The 19933-nt window shown below is 62.6% G+C and carries 16 protein-coding genes; 8 read left to right on the top strand and 8 right to left on the bottom strand.

What is annotated here, in order from left to right; all coding sequences use genetic code 11:
- Positions 1–196: 196 nt before the first annotated feature.
- Positions 197–2104: a 2-oxoacid:acceptor oxidoreductase subunit alpha gene (locus tag IPM12_07070; GenBank protein MBK9147565.1), complete on the top strand. Its 1908-nt coding sequence runs from the start codon at positions 197–199 to the stop codon at positions 2102–2104.
- The gene (locus IPM12_07075) at positions 2101–3129 is read left to right on the top strand and encodes a 2-oxoacid:ferredoxin oxidoreductase subunit beta (GenBank protein ID MBK9147566.1); all 1029 of its coding nucleotides are present in this window, start codon (positions 2101–2103) and stop codon (positions 3127–3129) included. The genes IPM12_07070 and IPM12_07075 overlap by 4 nt, the downstream gene beginning before the upstream one ends.
- Before the next feature lie 44 nt (positions 3130–3173).
- Here the strand turns inward: IPM12_07075 and IPM12_07080 are convergent, their stop codons facing one another.
- The gene (locus tag IPM12_07080) at positions 3174–5561 is read right to left on the bottom strand and encodes a TonB-dependent receptor (GenBank protein MBK9147567.1); all 2388 of its coding nucleotides are present in this window, start codon (positions 5559–5561) and stop codon (positions 3174–3176) included.
- 161 nt (positions 5562–5722) lie between these two features.
- Here IPM12_07080 and IPM12_07085 point away from each other — a divergent pair, with 161 nt between their 5' ends.
- The gene (locus tag IPM12_07085) at positions 5723–6712 is read left to right on the top strand and encodes a hypothetical protein (protein ID MBK9147568.1); all 990 of its coding nucleotides are present in this window, start codon (positions 5723–5725) and stop codon (positions 6710–6712) included.
- Positions 6713–6714: 2 nt separating this feature from the next.
- Here the strand turns inward: IPM12_07085 and nadE are convergent, their stop codons facing one another.
- Positions 6715–7512, bottom strand: coding sequence for an NAD(+) synthase (nadE, locus tag IPM12_07090; protein ID MBK9147569.1), 798 nt, complete (start codon positions 7510–7512; stop codon positions 6715–6717).
- Between the two features lie 64 nt (positions 7513–7576).
- Positions 7577–8281, bottom strand: coding sequence for an outer membrane beta-barrel protein (locus IPM12_07095; GenBank protein ID MBK9147570.1), 705 nt, complete (start codon positions 8279–8281; stop codon positions 7577–7579).
- Between the two features lie 62 nt (positions 8282–8343).
- Between IPM12_07095 and IPM12_07100 the strand changes: the two genes are divergently transcribed.
- Both IPM12_07100 and gldC read left to right on the top strand, forming a co-directional pair.
- The gene (locus IPM12_07100) at positions 8344–9339 is read left to right on the top strand and encodes a hypothetical protein (GenBank protein MBK9147571.1); all 996 of its coding nucleotides are present in this window, start codon (positions 8344–8346) and stop codon (positions 9337–9339) included.
- 103 nt (positions 9340–9442) lie between these two features.
- Positions 9443–9793 carry a gliding motility protein GldC gene (gldC, locus tag IPM12_07105; protein ID MBK9147572.1) on the top strand — a complete coding sequence of 117 codons (351 nt, stop codon included), beginning with the start codon at positions 9443–9445 and terminating at the stop codon, positions 9791–9793.
- Between the two features lie 49 nt (positions 9794–9842).
- Here gldC and IPM12_07110 read toward each other — a convergent pair whose 3' ends face one another.
- From IPM12_07110 to IPM12_07130, 5 genes are all read right to left on the bottom strand, one after another.
- Entirely contained in the window at positions 9843–10709 is an 867-nt protein-coding gene (locus tag IPM12_07110; protein ID MBK9147573.1) for an RNA polymerase sigma factor RpoD/SigA, read from the bottom strand.
- Between the two features lie 166 nt (positions 10710–10875).
- Positions 10876–13170: a polyribonucleotide nucleotidyltransferase gene (locus tag IPM12_07115; GenBank protein ID MBK9147574.1), complete on the bottom strand. Its 2295-nt coding sequence runs from the start codon at positions 13168–13170 to the stop codon at positions 10876–10878.
- A 146-nt stretch (positions 13171–13316) separates the two neighbouring features.
- On the bottom strand, positions 13317–13586 hold the full coding sequence (gene rpsO / locus IPM12_07120) for a 30S ribosomal protein S15 (protein MBK9147575.1): 270 nt from the start codon (positions 13584–13586) through the stop codon (positions 13317–13319).
- A gap of 72 nt (positions 13587–13658) precedes the next feature.
- A complete protein-coding gene (locus IPM12_07125) occupies positions 13659–14504 on the bottom strand; it encodes an acetyl-CoA carboxylase carboxyltransferase subunit beta (GenBank protein ID MBK9147576.1) in 846 nt (281 codons plus the stop codon).
- Between the two features lie 71 nt (positions 14505–14575).
- On the bottom strand, positions 14576–15631 hold the full coding sequence (locus tag IPM12_07130) for a class I fructose-bisphosphate aldolase (GenBank protein ID MBK9147577.1): 1056 nt from the start codon (positions 15629–15631) through the stop codon (positions 14576–14578).
- 178 nt (positions 15632–15809) lie between these two features.
- On the opposite strand from IPM12_07130, the gene IPM12_07135 reads away from it, so the two are divergent.
- Genes IPM12_07135 through IPM12_07145 form a run of 3 tightly spaced genes read left to right on the top strand, consistent with a single transcriptional unit; the run spans position 15810 to position 19931 of the window.
- The gene (locus tag IPM12_07135) at positions 15810–16628 is read left to right on the top strand and encodes a PASTA domain-containing protein (GenBank protein ID MBK9147578.1); all 819 of its coding nucleotides are present in this window, start codon (positions 15810–15812) and stop codon (positions 16626–16628) included.
- Complete coding sequence (locus tag IPM12_07140) at positions 16618–18879, top strand: T9SS type A sorting domain-containing protein (protein ID MBK9147579.1); 2262 nt, start codon at positions 16618–16620, stop codon at positions 18877–18879. The genes IPM12_07135 and IPM12_07140 overlap by 11 nt, the downstream gene beginning before the upstream one ends.
- Positions 18879–19931 (top strand): RluA family pseudouridine synthase, encoded by a 1053-nt coding sequence (locus tag IPM12_07145; protein MBK9147580.1) that lies wholly within the window; start codon positions 18879–18881, stop codon positions 19929–19931. The genes IPM12_07140 and IPM12_07145 overlap by 1 nt, the downstream gene beginning before the upstream one ends.
- The last annotated feature ends 2 nt before the right edge of the window (positions 19932–19933 follow it).

Consider the following 19933-nt stretch of genomic DNA (forward strand, 5'->3'; position numbering starts at 1 on the left):
GGTCACGGTGGAGGGCTGGCAGGCCGAACGTCCTGGCCCGTGGGCGTTCGCGGCCGCATTGATCGATTCATCTGGCACTGCCAGCTGGATCGGATGCGGGTGATCGATGAACTGGATGCGCTGGTCCGGTGTTCCTGGTCAGGCAGGCTGAGCGCAGCCAACGCATCCGCCCCCGGCTACCTTCGCGCCGCAATCCATGTCCACAGCCCCTACGAAGACCAAGCCCGTTGAGGAACGGCGCAACGTGGTCATCCTCTTCGCCGGCGATAGCGGCGATGGCATCCAGCTCACCGGCAGTCAGTTCACCGACAGCAGCGCGCTCTTCGGCAACGACGTGAGCACCTTCCCGAATTTCCCGGCCGAGATCCGCGCGCCGCAGGGCACACTGGCCGGTGTGAGCGGCTTCCAGCTTCACTTCGGAAGCGTGGAGGTGTGGACCCCCGGTGACCAGTGCGATGTGCTGGTGGTAATGAACGCCGCTGCGCTGAAGGCCAACCTGATCAAGCTGAAGAAGGGCGGCGCCATCATCGCCAATACCGATGGCTTTGACAAGAAGAACCTTCGCTTGGCGGGCTATATCGATGAAGCCGATCCGCTCACGGACGGCTCCCTCTCCGAGTATGCGCTGCACAGCGTGGATGTGACCAAGATGACGCGCGCTGCGCTTGAGGGCCTCACGCTCGGCATGAAGGAGAAGGACCGCTGCAAGAACATGTTCGTGCTCGGCTTCATCAATTGGATGTACAGCCGTGGCATGGAGAACAGCGAGCGCTTCCTGCATCAGAAGTTCGCGAAGAAGCCCGACCTGCTCGAGGCCAACCTGCGCGCGCTGAAGGCCGGCTACCACTTCGGCGACACCAGCGAGACCTTCACCACGCGCTTCGAGGTGAAGCCCGCGCCCATGCCCAAGGGCAGCTACCGCAGCATCACCGGCAATCAGGGCACCGCGCTCGGCCTCATCGCTGCTGCGCAGAAGGCGAAGCTCGACCTCTTCTACGGCAGCTATCCCATCACGCCTGCGAGCGACATCCTGCACGAGCTCTCGCGCCACAAGAATTTCGGCGTGGTCACCTTCCAGGCGGAGGATGAGATCGCGGCCATCAGCAGCGCCATCGGTGCCAGCTACGGCGGCGCGATCGGCATCACTGCGAGCAGCGGTCCCGGCATTGCGCTGAAGACCGAGGCGATGGGACTCGCCTTCATGCTCGAGATCCCCTTGGTGATCGTGAACGTGCAGCGCGGCGGGCCGAGCACGGGCCTGCCCACCAAGACTGAGCAAGCCGATCTCTGGCAAGCGGTCTTCGGCCGCAATGGCGAAGCACCCATCCCGGTGATCGCCGCCAGCACCCCCATCGATTGCTTCGACATGGCCTTCGAAGCCGTGCAGATCGCCATTGAGCATATGACGCCCGTGATCCTGCTCACCGACGGCTACATCGCCAACGGCGCGGAGCCATGGCGTTTCCCGCAATCGAGGGATCTGCCGGAGATCGTGCCGCCAACGGTCGTTGCGAGCGGCGACGTAGCTGGCGCAAGGCGAACCATGGCGGACGTGCATGACGCTTCAGGGAAGTTCCTTCCGTACATCCGTGACGAACGCGGCGTGCGCCCATGGGCCTTGCCCGGCCAGCCCGGTCTGCAGCATCGCATCGGTGGCATCGAGAAGGAGCACAAGACCGGCAACATCAGCTACGAGCCGAAGAACCACGAATTGATGGTGCGACTGCGTGCCGAGAAAGTCGCGCGCATCGCCGACCGCTTCAAGTCCATCCGTTTGGATAGCGGTCCGCCCGAAGGCGATGCGATCATCGTGGGCTGGGGCAGCACCTACGGCGCGATCAGAACAGCCGCTCTCGAGCTGCAAGCCGAAGGGCACAGCGTGGCGCATGTGCACATCAGGCATATGTTCCCCTTCAACAGAGACTTGGGGCCACTGCTGAAGAAGTACAAGCAGGTGCTGGTGCCCGAGATGAACAGCGGCCAATTGCGGCAGATGCTGCGCGCCGAATTCCTCGTGGACGCTCAGGGCCTGAACAAGATCCAAGGATTGCCTTTCACCAGCGCGGAAATCAAGGAAGCCGTGCTCAATCTGATGAAGCGATGAGCGCCGTGAACGGGACCGTTGCCCCGGAGAAGATCGATTACTCCTCTGACCAGGAAGTACGCTGGTGCCCCGGCTGCGGTGACTATAGCATCCTGAAACAGGTGCAGACCTTGCTGGAGCAGAGCGGCAAGAAGAAGGAGGAGGTCGTCTTCATCAGCGGCATCGGCTGCAGCTCGCGCTTCCCGTACTACCTCGACACCTACGGCCTGCACGGCATCCACGGTCGCGCACCCGCCATCGTGAGCGGCCTGCGCAGCGTGCGACCGGATCTGAGCGTTTGGATGATCACAGGTGATGGCGACGCGCTGAGCATCGGTGGCAACCACATCATCCACCTGCTGCGCCGCAACGTGGATGTGAACGTGCTGCTCTTCAACAACGAGATCTACGGCCTCACCAAGGGACAGTACTCGCCCACCTCGCCCGAAGGCGCCGTGACGCGCAGCACGCCCATGGGCAGCACCGACCATCCGTTCAATCCGCTCGCGTTGGTGAAGGGAGCCGATGGCACCTTCATCGCACGCAGCATGGACCGCGATCCGAAGCACATGCGCGAAGTGCTGGCGCGCGCCGACGCGCATCGCGGCACCTCACTCGTGGAGATCTACCAGAACTGCAACGTCTTCAACGATGGCGCCTTCGAGGTCTTCACGGAGAAGGCGAACAAGCCCGCGAACACGCTCTTCGTGGAGCAGGGCAAGCCGCTCACCTTCGCGAACGGAACGAAAGGCATCTGCATCAAGGAGATGAAGCCGCGCATCATCGACATCGGCCCGGACTTCTCACCCAACGACTGCTGGATCCATGACGAGCGCGACAATTTCAAGGCCTCGATCCTTGTGCGCTTATTCGATGACCCCAATCACGAAGGCGCATTCCCGCGGCCGTTCGGCGTTTTCTATGTGAACGAGCGCGCCACGCATGAAGAGAAGCTGCAAGCGCAAGTGAAGCGCGCAAAAGAGGCGAAAGGGCTTGGGGATCTCGATGCGTTGCTCAAGGGCGAGCATACGTGGGTGATCGAGTAGGCAGAGTGCTTGCCAGGTTCCTGTTGAAAGCCAGGAATGTCCCCTCAGAACTCCACCTTGTAGTAGAACAGCGGCAAAAAGCCCAGTTGGTACTCCTCACGGATGGGATCGCCGCTCGGATGATCGGGCGCATACGTGAGCGTGAGGATGTTCTGCTGGCCGGTCACGTTCACCAGGTCGAGGCCCAGTTCATGCATCACCTTCGGCCTGTTCCAGCGGTAGCCCAGTTTGAGGTCGGCGCGGAAGTAGGGGCGGAACTGCCGCGTGTTCACCAGGCTGTCAATGAAGACCACCTCCTGCGCGGCATTACTCGCTTCCCGGTTAACCGGTCCGTACCAGCGGCCGCCCGCGTAGGTGAACTTGGTGCCGATGCTGATCACCGACTTCTTCGCGGTGGTGAACTCGCGCGCCAGCACCAGGTTGAATGCATTGCGGCCATTGAAGGACGTGTTGCGCCAGACGCCATCGCTGCCGCGGTAACGCGCGTCGAAGAGCGATGCGGTGAAGAGGCCGTACCAGCCCTTGGTGAAGGCGTGCTCCAGCGTGAGCTCGATCCCTTGGTTGTAACCGTTGCCTTTGTTGTGGAGGCTGTCCGGGAAGAAGCGCTCGAAGCCCGCGCCGGTGTTCACGAAGGAGAAGGAGGAGGGCGCCACGCTCACCGGCACGTCGAAGAGCCACTGGTAGTAAGCTTCAAGTTTCATGCGCACGCGCTGCCCCAATCGCCGTTCGTAGCCCACTACGCCATGATGCGTGCGCGTGAGGCCGATGCCCGTGTTCTGCTCCTGCGGATCGTGGCCGTAGGTGGTGGCGCCGTAGAAGAGCAGGTAGCCGGGCTGCATCTGGGAGTGCAGTCCATAGCCGGCGGAGATCCGTTGCCGCGTGTCGGGCGCGTAAGAGATGCCGAAGCGCGGCTCGATGGGCGAGAAGCTGTTCGCGTTGATCGAGTTGTAGAGCGAGGTGATGCCCAGCGTGGCAGTCCACTGTTCGTTGAAGCGGTGGCGCACCTGGGCATAGGGCTGCAGTTGCGTGGCGCTCACGCCCGCATCCCACCGCACGCGCCAGGTTCCCAATGCGTTCGGGTCTCCATCCACCGTCGCCGGGATGATCGCTCGCGCGCTATCGAGGTAGGCGCCCCATTGCTGCTCCGTGTTCACTCCAACGCGCAAGCTGGTGCGGAGGCCAAGTTTCCGGTTGGCGAAGACGTACAGCATCACCTTGCTCTCCTCGAATCGGTAACGCAGCAGAGGTGGCAGGCTGTCCACCACGAAGCGTCCGTCCACCACGCGGCGGTACACGTAGCGGTGATCCGAGTTGATGCCCTGGCCGCTGAGCGCAAGCGTGGCCTTCACGTAGGTCTTTTCATTCAGGGTGCGCGTGGCGGTGGCGCCCACGGTGCCCATGCGCGAGCGGAAGTACTGGTCGCGGTCGTTTTCGCCGTAGATCAGGGTGGCGGTGTCGGGCTTCGCCTGATCACTGATCACGATGTCGATCCTGCTGCTGCCGCCGATGCCCCAGAGCGATACCGAGCCATTCTTGCCCGGGAAGTGCAAGCGGAAGGCCGCATCCTGGTATTGCGGGATGGCATCGGTGCCGATGCGGATGCCCATGAACCCGAAGAGCCTCAAGGTGCTGTAGCGATAGCTCACCAAATAGCTCGAGCGGTGCTTCTTGCTCAACGGCCCTTCGGCCATCAACTCGGTGCCGAGGAAGCCGAGCTGCGCGGTGAACTCGTGCTTGTCGGCGTTGCCATTGCGCATGCGCAGGTCGAACACTCCAGCAGTGGCGTTCCCGAATTCAGCGGGGAAGGCGCCGGTGAAGAAGTCGGAGTTCGCGAGGTACTTGTTGTTGAGGATGGTGACGGGCCCACCGCCGGTGCCGGGTATGGCGAAGTGGTTCGGATTGGGGATGTTCACGCCCTCGAAGCGCCAGAGCACGCCCATGGGGCTGTTCCCGCGGATCACGATGTCGTTGCGGCTGTCGTCAGCGCCTTGCACCCCGGCGAAGTTGCTGGCCATGCGGCCGGGATCGCCGCGGCTTCCGGCATAGCGGTCCGTCTCTTCCACGCTGAATTGTCGCGCGCTCAGCAGGGCCATCTCATTCCGCACCTCGCCCGGCGCGGCATCGCCCACGATTTCCACTTCGCCCAATTCAGTGAGCGCGCCCTGCAACCGCACGGAGATCGCCAGGTCCTTCGCGCTGGTGAGCACGAGGCCGCTGAGGACCTGGTCCTCGTAGCCCACCATGCGCACATGCAGCGCGATGCGACCCCATGGCGCGCCGCTCAACGTGAAGCGCCCGTCCTGATCCGTCACGGTGCCGATGATCGGATCGCTGCCCACCACCACCACTGTTGCGCCCGGAAGCCCGATCAGGCTCTCAGCATCCATCACCTCGCCGCGAACGGCTTGTGCATGCAGATGCGTGATGCCCATGAGGCCGATAGCGATGAGCAGGGTGCGGGGCATGCGTGCGGATAGCCCAAATCAAACCATTCTGACCCGATTTCGTCTGAACCGCGCATCGCGCTGGATGGGGTACGGGATCGGGGAGCCTCCCGACTTGATTGCGACTCCGTCCGAAGCACCGCTTGATCATGATCCGGCTCCCGACCCTGCAACTCCTCTTCTTCCTCTCCGTTGCCGGACGTGTTTCCGCCCAGACCTTCGACTTGGAGCAGTTCGAGCAGGTCTTCAGGCCGCGCTTGCGCCTCGATGCCCGCTTTCTGCCCGAGGCCGCATACCGCGACACTTCCGGGCGATTCGGCCTCACGGAGGCCACGGCGGTGTTCACCGTGCCGATCCACTCCAAGTTCAGCCTGGGCTTCGAGGCCGATAGCAGCGCACGGGGCATCGGCGATTTCCTGAAGAAGAGCGTTCGCGTCCGTGCCTCACAGGTGCTGGCTACCGCGCGCTTCACCGGCCGCGAGGTGCAGATGGACCTCGACAGTTTGGGACCGCGCAAGCTGATGGCTGCGAGCGCAGGGCTCATGGGCGTGAAGCTCACGCGGAACCGTCGCTTGCTCTTCTGGAGCGCCAACGTGAACGTTAGCGAGGAGGACCGCACGCTCGATGAGGCCGTGCTCCGCGGCAACGGTGTCATCGGCAAGCTGCACGTGAAGGGCTTGCGCAGGCAGTTCTTCTACGGGTTGGCAATCAGCTATTCCGATCGGTTCGTGCTGCCGTTGCCCTTCCTTGGCGGGGAGGCGCCGTTGGGCGGCAAGTGGTCCTTGCACTATGTGGTGCCGGCGCAGTTGGCATTCGGTTACAGCCCTAGATCCGGAACACGGTTCCTGGCGGGCTTCGCAAGCGACGGTTTCCGCTCCGGACTGGAATGGCAGGGCGAACGGGTGAATATGAACCACGCGGCTTTCCGGGCCTTCGTCAATCTCCGTCACCGCGTGAACAGGACCATCCAAGTCCGTGCGGATGCAGGATACGCCATCACGCAGGGCCTGCGCTTCACCGGGAGCGATGCCGATCGCACGCGCTATCCCATCACGCCCGGTTTCTCATTCGGTTTGGGCGTGAATGTGCTCTTCGGGAACAGCGTGGCCCAGCGACTCCTCGATGAGGTGCTGAAATGAACTCAGCCTTTGATCCCAGCAGGAATCACGCACACCGGGATCGACTCCATCTTATGGCGGTTGGCGGCCTTGCGCCGGTCGAAGATGGCGAGGACCTCTTGTTGCCGGGCGCTGAGATCAAGCTTGGCCGGGTCAATGCCTTTCTCACGGATGTCCATCGCCCATTCCAGCTCGGGGTAGCTCGCGCCGATCTGGTCCTCGTCGCTGCGGTCATCGCCCCAGAGGCCGTCCGTTGGCTTGGCTTGCATGATCGAGTCGATGATGCCCAGATCGCGGGCAATGGCGTACACCTCGGTCTTGGTGAGGTCGGCAATGGGCGAGAGGTCCACGCCGCCATCGCCGTACTTGGTGAAGAAGCCGATGCCGAAGTCCTCCACCTTGTTGCCCGTGCCGGCCACCACGCAGCGGAGCAGTCCTGCGAAGTAGTAGAGCGTGGCCATGCGCAATCGGGCGCGCGTGTTCGCGAGCGCGAGCTCCATGGCAGCCTTGTCCTCGACAGCGGGCAGCGCGGCCATCATTTGGTCGAACACGGGTGTGAGCTGCACCACTTCCATGCGCGCATTCGTATGCCGCTGCATGAGCCACGAAATGTGCTCCTGCGCGCGCGCCACTTGCGTCGACGCTTGATGGATGGGCATCTCCACGCACAACGTGGCCAATCCGGTCCGGGCGCAGAGCGCGCTGGTCACGGCGCTATCAATGCCGCCGCTCACGCCCACCACGAAGCCCTGCTGCCCATGGCGCTCGCAATAGGAGCGGAGCCACTCCGTGATATGGTCGATGACTCGCCGCGTGTTCATGGGTGCAAAGGAAAAGCCCCTCCGGCGCAGGACGAAGGGGCTTCCGATCGATTCGTTCAGCGGCTCAGAAGAACACGCCGAGGCTCAGCTCCACATAATGGGCCTTGGCCTTGGCGCCATCGATGTCGAGGATGTTGGTGAAGCCATTGTTGTAAGTGATGCCGAACATCACGCTAGTGCTCCCGCTGAAGTTGTACTCCGCGCCGGCGCCTACGATCAGTGAGGCCTTGTAGAGCGCGATGTCGTCCTGCACGTTCTCGTTCTCTTGTTCCTCGAATTTATCCACGATGGTGGGCGCAACGGCGTTGTACACCGGTACCACCTGGTCGGCCTTGGCCTTCACGTTGAATGCGTTGCCGGCTCCCACCACGGCGAAGTAGCGCATGTAGCCGATCTCGTTGGTCATGAGCTTGATGGTAAGCGGTAGCTCCACGTACTGCAGGGCCACATCCGTCTCCAATTCCCGGGTCTTCTGCGGCTCGTTCAAGGCATCGTAGTAGGCGAAGTCGGTCTTCCACTTCGTCTTCATGTTGTTCAGGTTCAAGCCGGTGGCGAAACGATAGTTGCCGCTGTTGCCGATGGGCAGTTCCAGCATCAGCCCGAAGGTGTATCCCAGCCCGGTGCCGTTGCTCTTCAAGGATTTAGTCTCGGGCTGCACGAAGGCCATGTTCGGGCTCAGCTTCAATCCGAAGCGCACGCCCACATCATCCTGTGCGGTGAGCGTTGCAGCGGAGAGAATGAAAGCGAGAAGAGCGATGGGCTTGTTCATAGGTTTGGCGCGTGTTAAGCGGTGGCGAAAGTAACGTGGCGGTCCGGCGCTTTGCTAAAAGCGTGCTGATCGCAGGGGCAGTGGGCCTCGCGGCTTGCCAAGGCGACGGATTGCAGGAGCTGCCAGAAGGCACGGACCCTGTGCGCATCACCATCGGCCGCCTTGATCAGCACCTCTTCCACGCCGCCCCCGATAGCATGGCCGCTGCCAGCAGGAAAGCTCATGCCACCTACGGCGACTTCTACCGCATCTACATCGAGGACATCCTTCAAGGCGCGCCGGTTGGCGATCCTCGGCTGCCGCTGGTACTGCACCGCTTCGTGCTCGACCCCGATTGGAGGGCGGCGCAGGATGCGGTCGATAGCGTGCTCGGTGATCTGGAGCCGCAGCGCGCGCTCTTCGAGAAGGCCTTCACGCGCTTGAAGGCGCATCTCCCCGATAGCCTCACCCCCCGCGTCGTGGCCTTCAACTCCGGATACAACTACGGGTTGTTTCCCACCGATAGCGTGCTGGGCATCGGCGTCGAATGGTTCATCGGCAAGGACCATCCGGTGATCGGTTACCTCTCACCAGAGACCTTTCCGCAATACATGAAGCAGCGCATGGTGCCCGAGATGCTCGTGCCCAGCGCCGTGAAGGGCTGGCTACTGGTGCATTGCACCAGGCCCGTCGATGGCGCCGAGCTGCTCGCGCACCTGGTGGAGACCGGCAAGGCCATGGCCCTGCTCGATGCCCTGCTGCCCGAAGTGGAGCCCCACCTCAAGCTTGCGTTCACCACGGAGCAGCTCGCTTGGTGCGAGGCCAATGAGTATGGGATCTGGAAGGCCTTGGTGAGCAAGGAGCAGCTCTACAGCAAGAAGTCCGACGACATCGGCCGTTGGATGAATGACGGGCCCTTCACCAATGGATTGCCGCGCGAGAGCCCCGGCCACCTCGGTGAATGGATCGGACTGCGCATGGTTCAGGCGTACATGAAGGTGAATCCCAAGCTCACCTTCGCGCAGCTCTTCGCAATCAACGACCCACGCGAGATACTCAAGCACTACAAGCCGCGGTGATCGATCCAATCGGAATGCGCGACTGCCAACCAGCCGGTCAACCCGAGCCTGCCCGCGAGGGCAAGGCGAAGGATTCCAGTAACCCCTAATCGACCATTCAGCAATGAAGACCTCCGACATCAACGTCTCCGTTCAGCTCGATGACAACCATGTTCCGGAGCGCATTGAATGGAAGGCCGAGGACAATGGGAGCACGGCTGTGAGCAAGGCCATGCTGCTCGCATTCTGGGACGAGCAGGAGAATAACACCTTGCGCATCGATCTCTGGACGAAGGAGATGACCGTGGAGGAGATGAAGGCCTTCTTCCATCAGAACCTGCTCACGCTGTCCGACACCTTCGAGCGTGCTACGGGCGAAGGTCGGATGGCCGCGCAGATGCGCGACTTCGCGGCCTACTTCGCGGAGCACATGCTGGGGGTGAAGGGCTCACCGGGCACGGGGCCTGCGAATTGAACGCCTTTCCGTGCCGCTGGTGCCGAGTTGATCGGAGCCGCGTTCGGCCTCAGCCGAGGTAAGCCTTCAGCACGGAACTGCGGCTGGCGTGCTTCATGCGGCGTATGGCTTTCTCCTTGATCTGGCGCACGCGCTCGCGGGTGAGGTCGAACTTCTGCCCGATCTCCTCCAAGGTGTGCGGCTGATTGCCGTTCAGGCCGAAGTAGAGGCGGATCACATCGGCCTCGCGGCCCTGCAGGGCGCGCAGGCTGCGCTCGATCTCGTTGCGCAGGCTGTCGGTCATCAGGTCGTCGAGCGGGCTCGGCAGGTCCGGGTTGCTCATCACGTCCATCATGGTGCCGCTGTCGCCGTCGTCGCGCAGGGGCGCATCCATGCTCACGTGCCGGCCGGTGTTGTTCAGGCTGGTCTTCACCTCTTCGAGGGTCATCTCCAGCACTTCAGCCAGCTCGTGCGCGGTGGGCGGGCGCTCGTGCTCCTGCTCCAGTCGGGCAAAGGCCTTATTGATCTTGTTGATCGATCCGATCTTGTTCAACGGCAGGCGGACGATGCGTGCCTGCTCGGCCAGGCTCTGCAGGATCTGCTGGCGGATCCACCACACGGCGTAACTGATGAACTTGAATCCGCGGGTCTCATCGAATCGCGTGGCGGCCTTGATCAGGCCCACGTTGCCTTCGCTGATCAGGTCTGGCAGGCTAAGGCCCTGGCCTTGGTATTGCTTGGCCACGGACACCACGAAGCGCAGGTTGGCCTTGGCCAAGGCCTCCAGTGCCTCCTGATCGCCCTGCTTGATGCGGCGCGCCAGCTCAACCTCTTCTTGTGCGGTGATCAGCCTTACGCGGCCGATCTCCTGGAGGTACTTATCCAGGCTCGGCGTGTCGCGGTTGGTCACCTGCTTCACGATCTTCAACTGTCGCATGCGTGCCATCTGTGCTCTGTGGTATGGTGAATGAGGCGCCTTGAACGCCCGGAGCGGGCGCCCGGTTACTTCGGCAGGCACGCATACGACGAATTGCAGCGCATGGACCATGAACGGCGAAAGCCGCCCAGTCGGGCGGCTTTCGCGCTTAGGGGCGTGGCCCCGGTCAGTTATTGCTCGGCTCATGGCCGCCCTGCATGCCGCCGTCGTGGTCGCGGTGCTGGCGATCACCATGGTCGCGACGAGGGCGGTCGTCGCGTCTCGGACGATCATCGCGTCGCGGGCGATCGCCACGGTCACGGCGCTCGCCGGACATGGCGGGCTCGCGTTCCACGTAGCCTTCGGGCTTGGGCAGCAGCACTCGGCGGCTCAGTTTCAGCTTGCCGCTGCGCGGGTCCTTGCCCACCACCTGGAATTCGATCACGTCGCCCTCCTTCAGCACATCCTCCACGCGCTCGATGCGGCGCCATTCCAGCTCGCTTACGTGCAACAGGCCGTCCACGCCGGGCATCACTTCCACGAAGGCCCCGTAGGGCATGATGGTCTTCACCTTGCCCTTGTAGTTGGCGCCCACTTCCGCCTGGGGCGGATTGGCGATGGCGTTCACGCGGGCGAGGGCGGCATCGATGCTCGCCTTATTCTCGCTCATGATCTCCACGTGGCCAAGGCCATCGATCTCGTCGATGCTGATGTGCGCGCCCGTCTCGGCCTGGATCTCCTGGATCACGCGGCCGCCGGGCCCGATGACCGCGCCGATGCTCTCCTTCGGGATGGTGATGGTGATGATGCGCGGGGCGTGGTCCTTGTAATCGGCGCGCGGCGCATCAAGGGTCTTCAGCATCTCGTTCAGGATGTGCAGGCGGCCTTGGCGCGCTTGCTCAAGGGCTTGCGCGAGCACTTCATAGGGCAAGCCGTCCACCTTCATGTCCATCTGCGTGGCGGTGATGCCCTTGGCGGTGCCGGTGACCTTGAAATCCATATCGCCCAGGAAATCCTCGTCGCCGAGGATATCGCTGAGGATCGCATGGCGCTTGCCGTCGCTGATCATGCCCATGGCGATGCCGCTCACGGGAGCGCTGATCTTCACGCCAGCGTCCATCAGCGCGAGCGTGCCGCTGCATACGGTGGCCATGCTGCTCGATCCATTGCTCTCGAGGATGTCGCAGTTAAGTCGGATGGTGTAGGGGTTGGTCTCGATGCCAGGGATCACGGGCTTCAGGGCGCGCAGGGCCAGGTTGCCGTGGCCCACCTCGCGGCGGCCGGGGCCGCGGATCGGCTTCACCTCGCCGGTGCTGAAGCTTGGGAAATTGTAGTGGAGCATGAAGCGCTCGCTGCCTTTGTGGGTGGCGCGGTCGATGGTCTGCTCGTCCATCGAGCTGCCCAAGGTGAGCATGTTGATGGCCTGGGTCTCACCGCGGGTGAAGATGGCGCTGCCGTGGGTGCCAGGGAGGACATCCACTTCGCTCCAGATAGGGCGGATCTCATCGGTCCTGCGGCCATCGAGGCGCTTGCCGTGGTCTAGGCACACATTGCGTACGGCCTTCTTCTGTGTCTTCTTGAAGAAGCGCGCGAGCATGGCCTTGTCGGTCTTCTCTTCGTCGGTCAGCGTGGCCAGGCAGGCCTCCTTGATGGCGGCGAACTGCTCGCTCCGTTCCTCCTTCGCAGTGGGGTTCATCGCCACGTCATAGTACTTCTGGTAGCAGAAGTCATGGATCTTCTGTCCGATGGCCTCGATGTTGTTCTCGTGGCTGTAGGTGCGCTTCACTTGGCTCTTGGGCACCAGGGCGGCGAACTCCTCCAGCGCGATGCACTGCTTCTTGATCACATCGTGCGCCAGCTTGATGGCCTCGATCATATCGCCCTCCTGCACCTCCTTCATCTCGCCTTCCACCATGAGGATGTCGGCCTTGGTGCCGGCCACGATCAGATCGAGGTCGTTGCCCGAGAGCTCATCCACGGTAGGGTTGACAATGAAACGGCCGTTCACGCGGCTCACGCGCACCTCGCTAACCGGCCCGCCGAATGGGATGTCGCTCACGGCAAGGGCCGCAGCGGCGGCCAGGCAGGCGATGCCATCGGCCTGGTTCTTCTTGTCGGCGCTCATCAGGCTCACGATCACCTGGGTGTCGCCGTGGAAGTCATCGGGGAAGAGCGGGCGCAGGGCGCGGTCGATCAGGCGGCTCACCAGCACTTCATGGTCGCTGGGGCGGGCTTCTCGCTTGAAGAAACCGCCGGGGAAACGGCCGGCCGCGCTGAATTTCTCACGGTACTCCACCTGCAGGGGAAGGAAGTCGATGCCCTCGCGGGCCTCTTTGGTGGCAACCACGCTGGCGAGCAGCATGGTGTCGCCGAGGCGGACCATGACGGCGCCGTCGGCTTGTTTGGCCAGTACGCCGGTCTCCAGGGTGATGACTTTGCCATCGCCCATGTCGATGGTCTTGGTGATTGCTTGTGGCTTCATGTTCTTGGGCGCGCCTTTCGCGCCGTATTTGTGGTTGGTGTTCTTATTCGGGTTCGGCGGCAACGAAAAGGGCGACCGTGATTCACGACCGCCCCCTTTCGATCAGGAATTTCCTGTTGGTGCCGCATTTGCGGCTTCGCGCCTTTTCACTTGCGCAGGCCGAGCTTGCCGATGATGGCCCGGTAGCGCTCGATGTCGTGCGTTCGCAAGTAGTTGAGGATCTGCTTGCGCTTGCCCACCAGGTCCATCAGCGCTTTCTCGGTGCCGTGGTCCTTCTTGTTGGTCTTCAGGTGGCCGGTGAGGTGGTCGATGCGCTTGGTGAAAAGGGCAATCTGGCTCTCCGCCGCGCCGGTGTTCTTGTCCGAGCCGCCATGCTCGGTGAAAATGGCCTTCTTGGCCTCGGTGGTCAGGTACATGGTCGTTCGTAACAGGGCGCGAATGTACAGGAAGAACCCGAACCATGCACCCGCTTGGCAAAATCCTGAGCCTCAGCCCCTGAACATCGCGAAGGTCTTCGCCAGGAAGCCCTTCAGGTCCTTGCGCTCCACGATCTTGTCCAGGAAGCCATGCTCCAGCACGAACTCGCTTGTCTGGAAGCCCTCGGGCAGGTCGCGGCCGATGGTCTCCTTGACCACGCGCGGCCCGGCAAAGGCGATCAGCGCTTTGGGCTCGGCGATGTTCAGATCGCCCAGCATGGCGAAGCTTGCCGTGACGCCGCCGGTGGTCGGGTCGGTGAGGATGCTGATGTAGGGCAGCTTCTTCTTGGCGAGTTGGGTGAGTTTGGCGCTGGTCTTGGCCATCTGCATCAGGCTGAAGCCGGCCTCCATCATCCTTGCACCGCCGCTCTTACTGATGATGATCAGGGGGCACTTGCGCTTGAGGGCCTGGTCTGCGGCCAGGGCGATCTTCTCACCCACCACGCTGCCCATGCTGCCGCCTATGAAGCGGAAGTCCATGCAGGCGATAACCACATTATGCTTGTCCAATTTGCCCTCAGCGGCGCGCAAGGCATCGTTCAGCCCGCTCTCCCTCCGCGTCTTCGCCAGCCGATCGGTGTACTTTTTCGTGTCCTCGAATTGCAGCGGGTCGCCGGCGATCAGGTCGGCGCCGATCTCCGTGTACTTGTGGTCGTCGAAGAGCAGGGCGAAGTACTCCTCGCTCCCGATCTTCTCGTGGTGGCTGCACTTGGCGCAGACCCACAGGTTGTTCTCGTGGTCCTCGCTGGTCATGATCTCATCACAGCTCGGGCACTTGTACCAGAGGCCTTCGGGCGTCTCCTTCTTCTCCTCGGTGGAGGTGGTGATGCCTTCCTTAGTGCGTGTGAACCAACCCATGGAGCAAAGTTGAAGGATGGAAGCTGAAACTGGAAACCGTCCGCCTTTCAGCTCTCGGCTTTCCTCTCTCCCTAAGCGATGGTGATCTGTTCGTCGAGGTACACGTCCTGTATCGCATTGAGCAAGCCTATGCCTTCATTCATGGGGCGCTGGAATGCCTTGCGCCCGCTGATGAGGCCTTGTCCGCCGGCGCGCTTGTTGATGACGGCGGTCTTCACCGCTTCGGCCATGTCGCTGGCTCCGCTGCTGGCCCCGCCGCTGTTGATGAGCCCGATGCGTCCCATATAGCAGTTGGCCACCTGGTAGCGGCACAGGTCGATGGGGTGCTCGCTGGTGAGCTCGCTGTACACCTTTTTGTGCGTCTTGCCGTAGTTGGCGATGGCGTTATAGCCGCCGTTGGTCTCCGGCAGCTTCTGCTTGATGATGTCCGCCTGGATGGTGACGCCCAAGTGGTTGGCCTGACCGGTGAGGTCGGCGGCGGTGTGGTAATCCTTGCCATCGACCTTGAAGCCGCTGTTGCGGATGTAGCACCAGAGGATGGTGGCCATGCCCAATTCATGCGCGTGCTGGAAGGCATCGGCGATCTCGGTGATCTGCCGTGTGCTCTCGTCACTGCCGAAGTAGATGGTGGCGCCCACGGCCACGGCGCCCATATCCCAGGCATCCTGCACGTTGCCGAAGAGCACCTGGTCGAATTTGTTCGGCAAGGTCATCAGCTCGTTGTGGTTGATCTTCACGATGAAGGGGATCTTGTGGGCGTATTTGCGCGCTACGCTGCCGAGCACGCCATAGGTGCTGGCCACGGCGTTGCAGCCTCCCTCGATCGCGAGCTTCACGATGTTCTCGCCATCGAAGTAGATCGGGTTGGGGGCGAAGCTTGCGGCGGCGCTGTGCTCGATGCCTTGATCAACCGGGAGGATGCTCATGTAGCCGGTGTTCGCCAAACGGCCGTTGCCATAGAGCGCCTGCATGCTGCGCAGCACTTGCGGGTTGCGGTTGCTCATGGCGAAGCAGCGGTCCACGAAATCGGGGCCCGGCAGGTTCAGTGCGCTCTTATCGATGGTCTTGCTCTGGTGGCTCAACAGGCTCTGGGCTTCGGCGCCGAGGAGCTCTTCGATCTTGCTCATGGTCAACGTGGGCATGCGTGCTCGATTTTCAGGGCGGCGAAGGTAGGCGAGCGGGCTTGGCGGGTCTAGGGCGCAGTATCCGCAGCCACTTGCATGGGTGGCGCATGCGAAGCCTGTGCGGTTGCCGTTCTAGCCCGCAAGTACCTTCGCGCGCCTCTTCCCCAAGGACTTCCGTCGCATGAAACGCCTTTTGCCCGTTCTGGCTCCCGTGGTGGTGGCTGTGGGCCTGCTGCTGGTCGGTTGGGCCTGGCTGCGCGGCTACACCCGGCACAACGAGCTGATGCGCGTGCCCGATCTGGCGGGGGCCACCTTGGCTGAGGCCGAGGGCTTGCTGGCCAAGCGCGACCTGAGCGCCGTGGTGATCGACAGCGTCTTCGTGGAGGATCGGCCCAAAGGCACCGTGGTGGACCAGGATCCCGATGCCGGCAAGGAGGTGAAGCCCGGGCGCAAGGTGTACCTGGTGCTGAATGCCAATCAGCCCAAGATGATCGACATGCCCAAGCTCGTGGATCTGAGCAAGCGCCAGGCGCTGAGCGTGCTGGATATCCTCGGCCTCAAGGTGAAGGAGATGCAGTACAAGCCCGATCCCTGCGTGGATTGCGTGATCGCGCAGCTGTACAAGGGCCATCCCATCGCACCCGATGAGCGCATTCGCCGGGGCGAGGCCATCACCTTGGTGCTCGGGGCAGGGGAGAAGGGCGAGCGAGTGCCTGTGCCCGACCTCACCGGCCTGAGCATGGCCGACGTGCAGTTGGTGTTGAACATGGCATCCTTGAACCTTGGGGTGCAGGTCGAATGCCTTGGCTGCAATACTGCGGCGGATTCCGCGTTCGCGCGGGTGCGCAGGCAGAGCCCGGCCGCAGGCGCCAGCAACCGCATCGCTTTGGGCAGCACCATCGACCTTTGGCTCACCGCCGATACCGCCGGCCTGCGACCTGCCGATGATTGGAATGACCCCTCGCGCTACACTAGCCCCGATAGCCTCCATGAACCGTAGCCGATTATTCTTCATGGGCATCGCCCTGCTTGCAGCCGAAGGGCTCATCGCACAAGCTGAAGTGCTCACGCCCTTGCAGGCGCGGCCCGTCCCCGAAGCCATCCGAGCCTTGCGGAAGGCCGACGGCCTCAACGAGCACTTCATCTACTTGAATGACACCCAGACCCTGCCCATCGTCGATGATTTCTCCATCGACCGCACCCGTAAGCGCTGGGCGCAGGCCACGGATCCCGGGGTCACCCTCGAGGAGACCATTTACCGCTTGGAAGTGGCCGGCGCGAGCACTTGGGACATGGTCTTCAGCGACGATACCACCTTCACCTACCTCACCGACATGGATCCCGTGCCCCCGGTGACCACCCGCACACCGCTGCCGCCGATCACGGTGCTCTTGCGCGATGTCACGGTTTATCCTCCCACGGACCTCGTCGTGGAAGCTTGGCCGGCCTACAACATCTTCGATACCATCCAGAGCCCGTCGCCCGACATCCTCTTCCTCACCAGCCCGGAGCTGATCCAGGATTCGCTCCTGGTCTATGAAGTTCCCATCGATACGCGCACCTACATGAACCCGGATAACAGCGTGCGCCCGCTTATCCTATGGGAGGACGACGACGTGTACATCAACGGCAACTATCCCATTGAGCCGCCCACCATCGGAGTGGCCACCTTCGATGGATTGGCGCGCACCGGTTACCCGTACGATTATGAGCAGTTCACGGCCTATGGAATCGCCGACCACCTGACCTCGGTGCCCATCGACCTTTCCACGTTCGGACCAGAGGACTCCCTCTACCTGAGTTTCTTCTACCAGACCATCGGCCTCAGCGCCGACAACGACGTGCAGCCCGTGGATAGCCTGGTGCTCGAATTCTGGAACCCGCTGGGCTTCTGGAACCGCGTGTGGCGTACGCCCTACGTGCCCCAGGCAGCCTTCGAGCAGGTGCTGGTGCCCATCAAGCTCGCCCAGTATTTCCAGGGCGATTTCCGGTTCCGCTTCCTCAACTACGGCCGGCTGAGCGGTTCCTATGATCACTGGCACCTCGATTATGTGCGCCTCGACCAGCAGCGCAGCTTCGACGATACGCGCCTGATCGATGTGGCCTACATGTACCCGGAGACCAGTTTGCTGCAGACGTACACTAGCGTCACCTTCGGGAAGTTCGCCGAGACGCCATCGACCTACATGGCCCCGAGCATCACCGCATCGCAGCGGAACCTGGACACCGAGGACCGCTTCATCACCTACGGCATGCTCGCGCGCGAGGAGAACGGCAATGGGCCCGTGGCCTTCAGCAACGGCCTCAACTCCAGCGGCAACGCCAGTTCCATCTTCCCGAGCGACCATCCCATCGCAGCCGCACCGAATAACTTCGTGTACGACCCCACCCTCAGCACCGATGCCGCCTTCTGGCGCGTGAAGCTCTGGACCAACGCCACGCCCGACATCAACAAGTACAACGACACGGTCGCCTTCGTGCAGGAGATCAGCAACTACATGGCCTACGACGATGGCAGCGCGGAGATGGGCTATGGCATCACGGCGTCGGGCGCCGCTGCCGCCTTGCGCTTCGACATCAGCGGTCAGGACAGCTTGCGCGCCGTTCGCATGTACTTCAATCCGCAGGCGAATGACCCCAACGATTCGCCCAACCCGGAGGAAGGCAGTTTCCTGATCACCGTTTGGAAGAGCCTGGATCCGGAAGTGATCCAGCACCAGAACTTCACCTTCTCATCGCCCACCTACCGCCTCGACGGCATCGACCACTTCGTGGAGATCCCGCTCGACAGCACGATCATGGTAGAAGGCACCATCTACGTGGGCTGGGTGCAGACCAACAACGTGAAGCTCAACGTCGGCTTCGACCGCAATCGCAACAACCAGGACAAGCTCTTCCGCAGGCTCACGCTCAACTTCGGGCCGAGCACGCAGCAGGGCTCCTTGATGCTGCGCCCTGTATTCGTCGCGGCGGTGGATCCGTTCGCGAACGTGCCGGAAGAAGCGGATGGACCAGGCGTGCTCCTCTTCCCGAATCCGGCCAATGAGGTGGTGATGGCACGGATGAGCGTGCCGGTTGAAGGCGCGCGGCTGCTTATCTGTGATGCCATGGGACGCACCGTGGCGGATGACCTCTTCACGGACGGCCGCTTGGTTGACGTGAGTGCGCTGGCCAACGGCCTCTACGTGGCGCGCATCGCCCATGCCGATGGCTCACTGATCGCGCAAGAGCGCCTGCTGATCCAGCGCTGATGGATCAGGATCCGGCTGAATCGCTCGGCGAAGAGCAGGAGCTCTTCGAGCACCATCGCATCGTATGCGATCCGAAGCAATCGCTGATCCGGCTCGATAAGTTCCTGTTCGACCGCCTGGCCAACACCTCCCGCAGCCGGATCCAGGCCGCTGCGAAAGCCGGCAATGTGCTGGTGAATGAGAAGCCCGCCAAGCCCAGCCAGAAGGTGAAGCCGGGCGATGCGGTCAGCATCGTGCTGCCTTATCCGCAGCGCGAAGTGGAACTGCTGCCGGAGGACATCCCGCTGGTGACGCTCTTCGAGGATGAGCACCTGGTGGTGATCGACAAGCCCGCCGGCCTGGTGGTGCATCCGGGCCACGGCAATTGGACCGGCACGCTGGTGAATGCACTGCTCTTCCACTTCGGCAAATTGCCACCGGTGCCCGGTGCTGAGATCCCGCGCCCAGGACTGGTGCACCGCCTCGATAAGGACACCAGTGGCGTGATGGTGGTGGGCAAGACCGAGGAAGCGCTCTCGCACCTGGCCCGGCAATTCTTCGATCGCACCAGCGATCGCCGGTACAACGGAATCGTGTGGGGCGACTTCGCCGAGGATGAAGGCCTGATCGAAGGGCACATCGGCCGCAGCAACAAGGACCGCACGGTGATGCAGGTCTTCCCCGAGGGCGAGCACGGCAAAGCCGCCGTGACGCGGTGGCGCGTGATCGAGCGATTTCGTTATGTGACGCTGGTGGAGTGCAAGCTCGAGACAGGCCGCACGCACCAGATCCGCGCGCACATGCAGTGGGTCGGCCACCCCCTCTTCAACGATGCGGCGTACGGCGGTGATCGCATCCTCAAGGGGACCACCTTCACCAAGTACCGGCAATTCGTCGAGAATTGCTTCGCGCTGCTGCCGCGCCAAGCCTTGCACGCGCGCACGCTCGATTTCGATCACCCCGCCACCGGTAAGCGCATGCGCTTCGAGAGCACCTTGCCCCTAGACATGCAGGCGGTGCTGGAGAAGTGGCGCACGTACACTAGCGCGAAGCCGCTGGAAGGGGAGGAGTGAGC

This window comes from Flavobacteriales bacterium, assembly GCA_016716605.1.
In the GTDB taxonomy this organism is placed as follows: domain Bacteria; phylum Bacteroidota; class Bacteroidia; order Flavobacteriales_F; family PHOS-HE28; genus PHOS-HE28.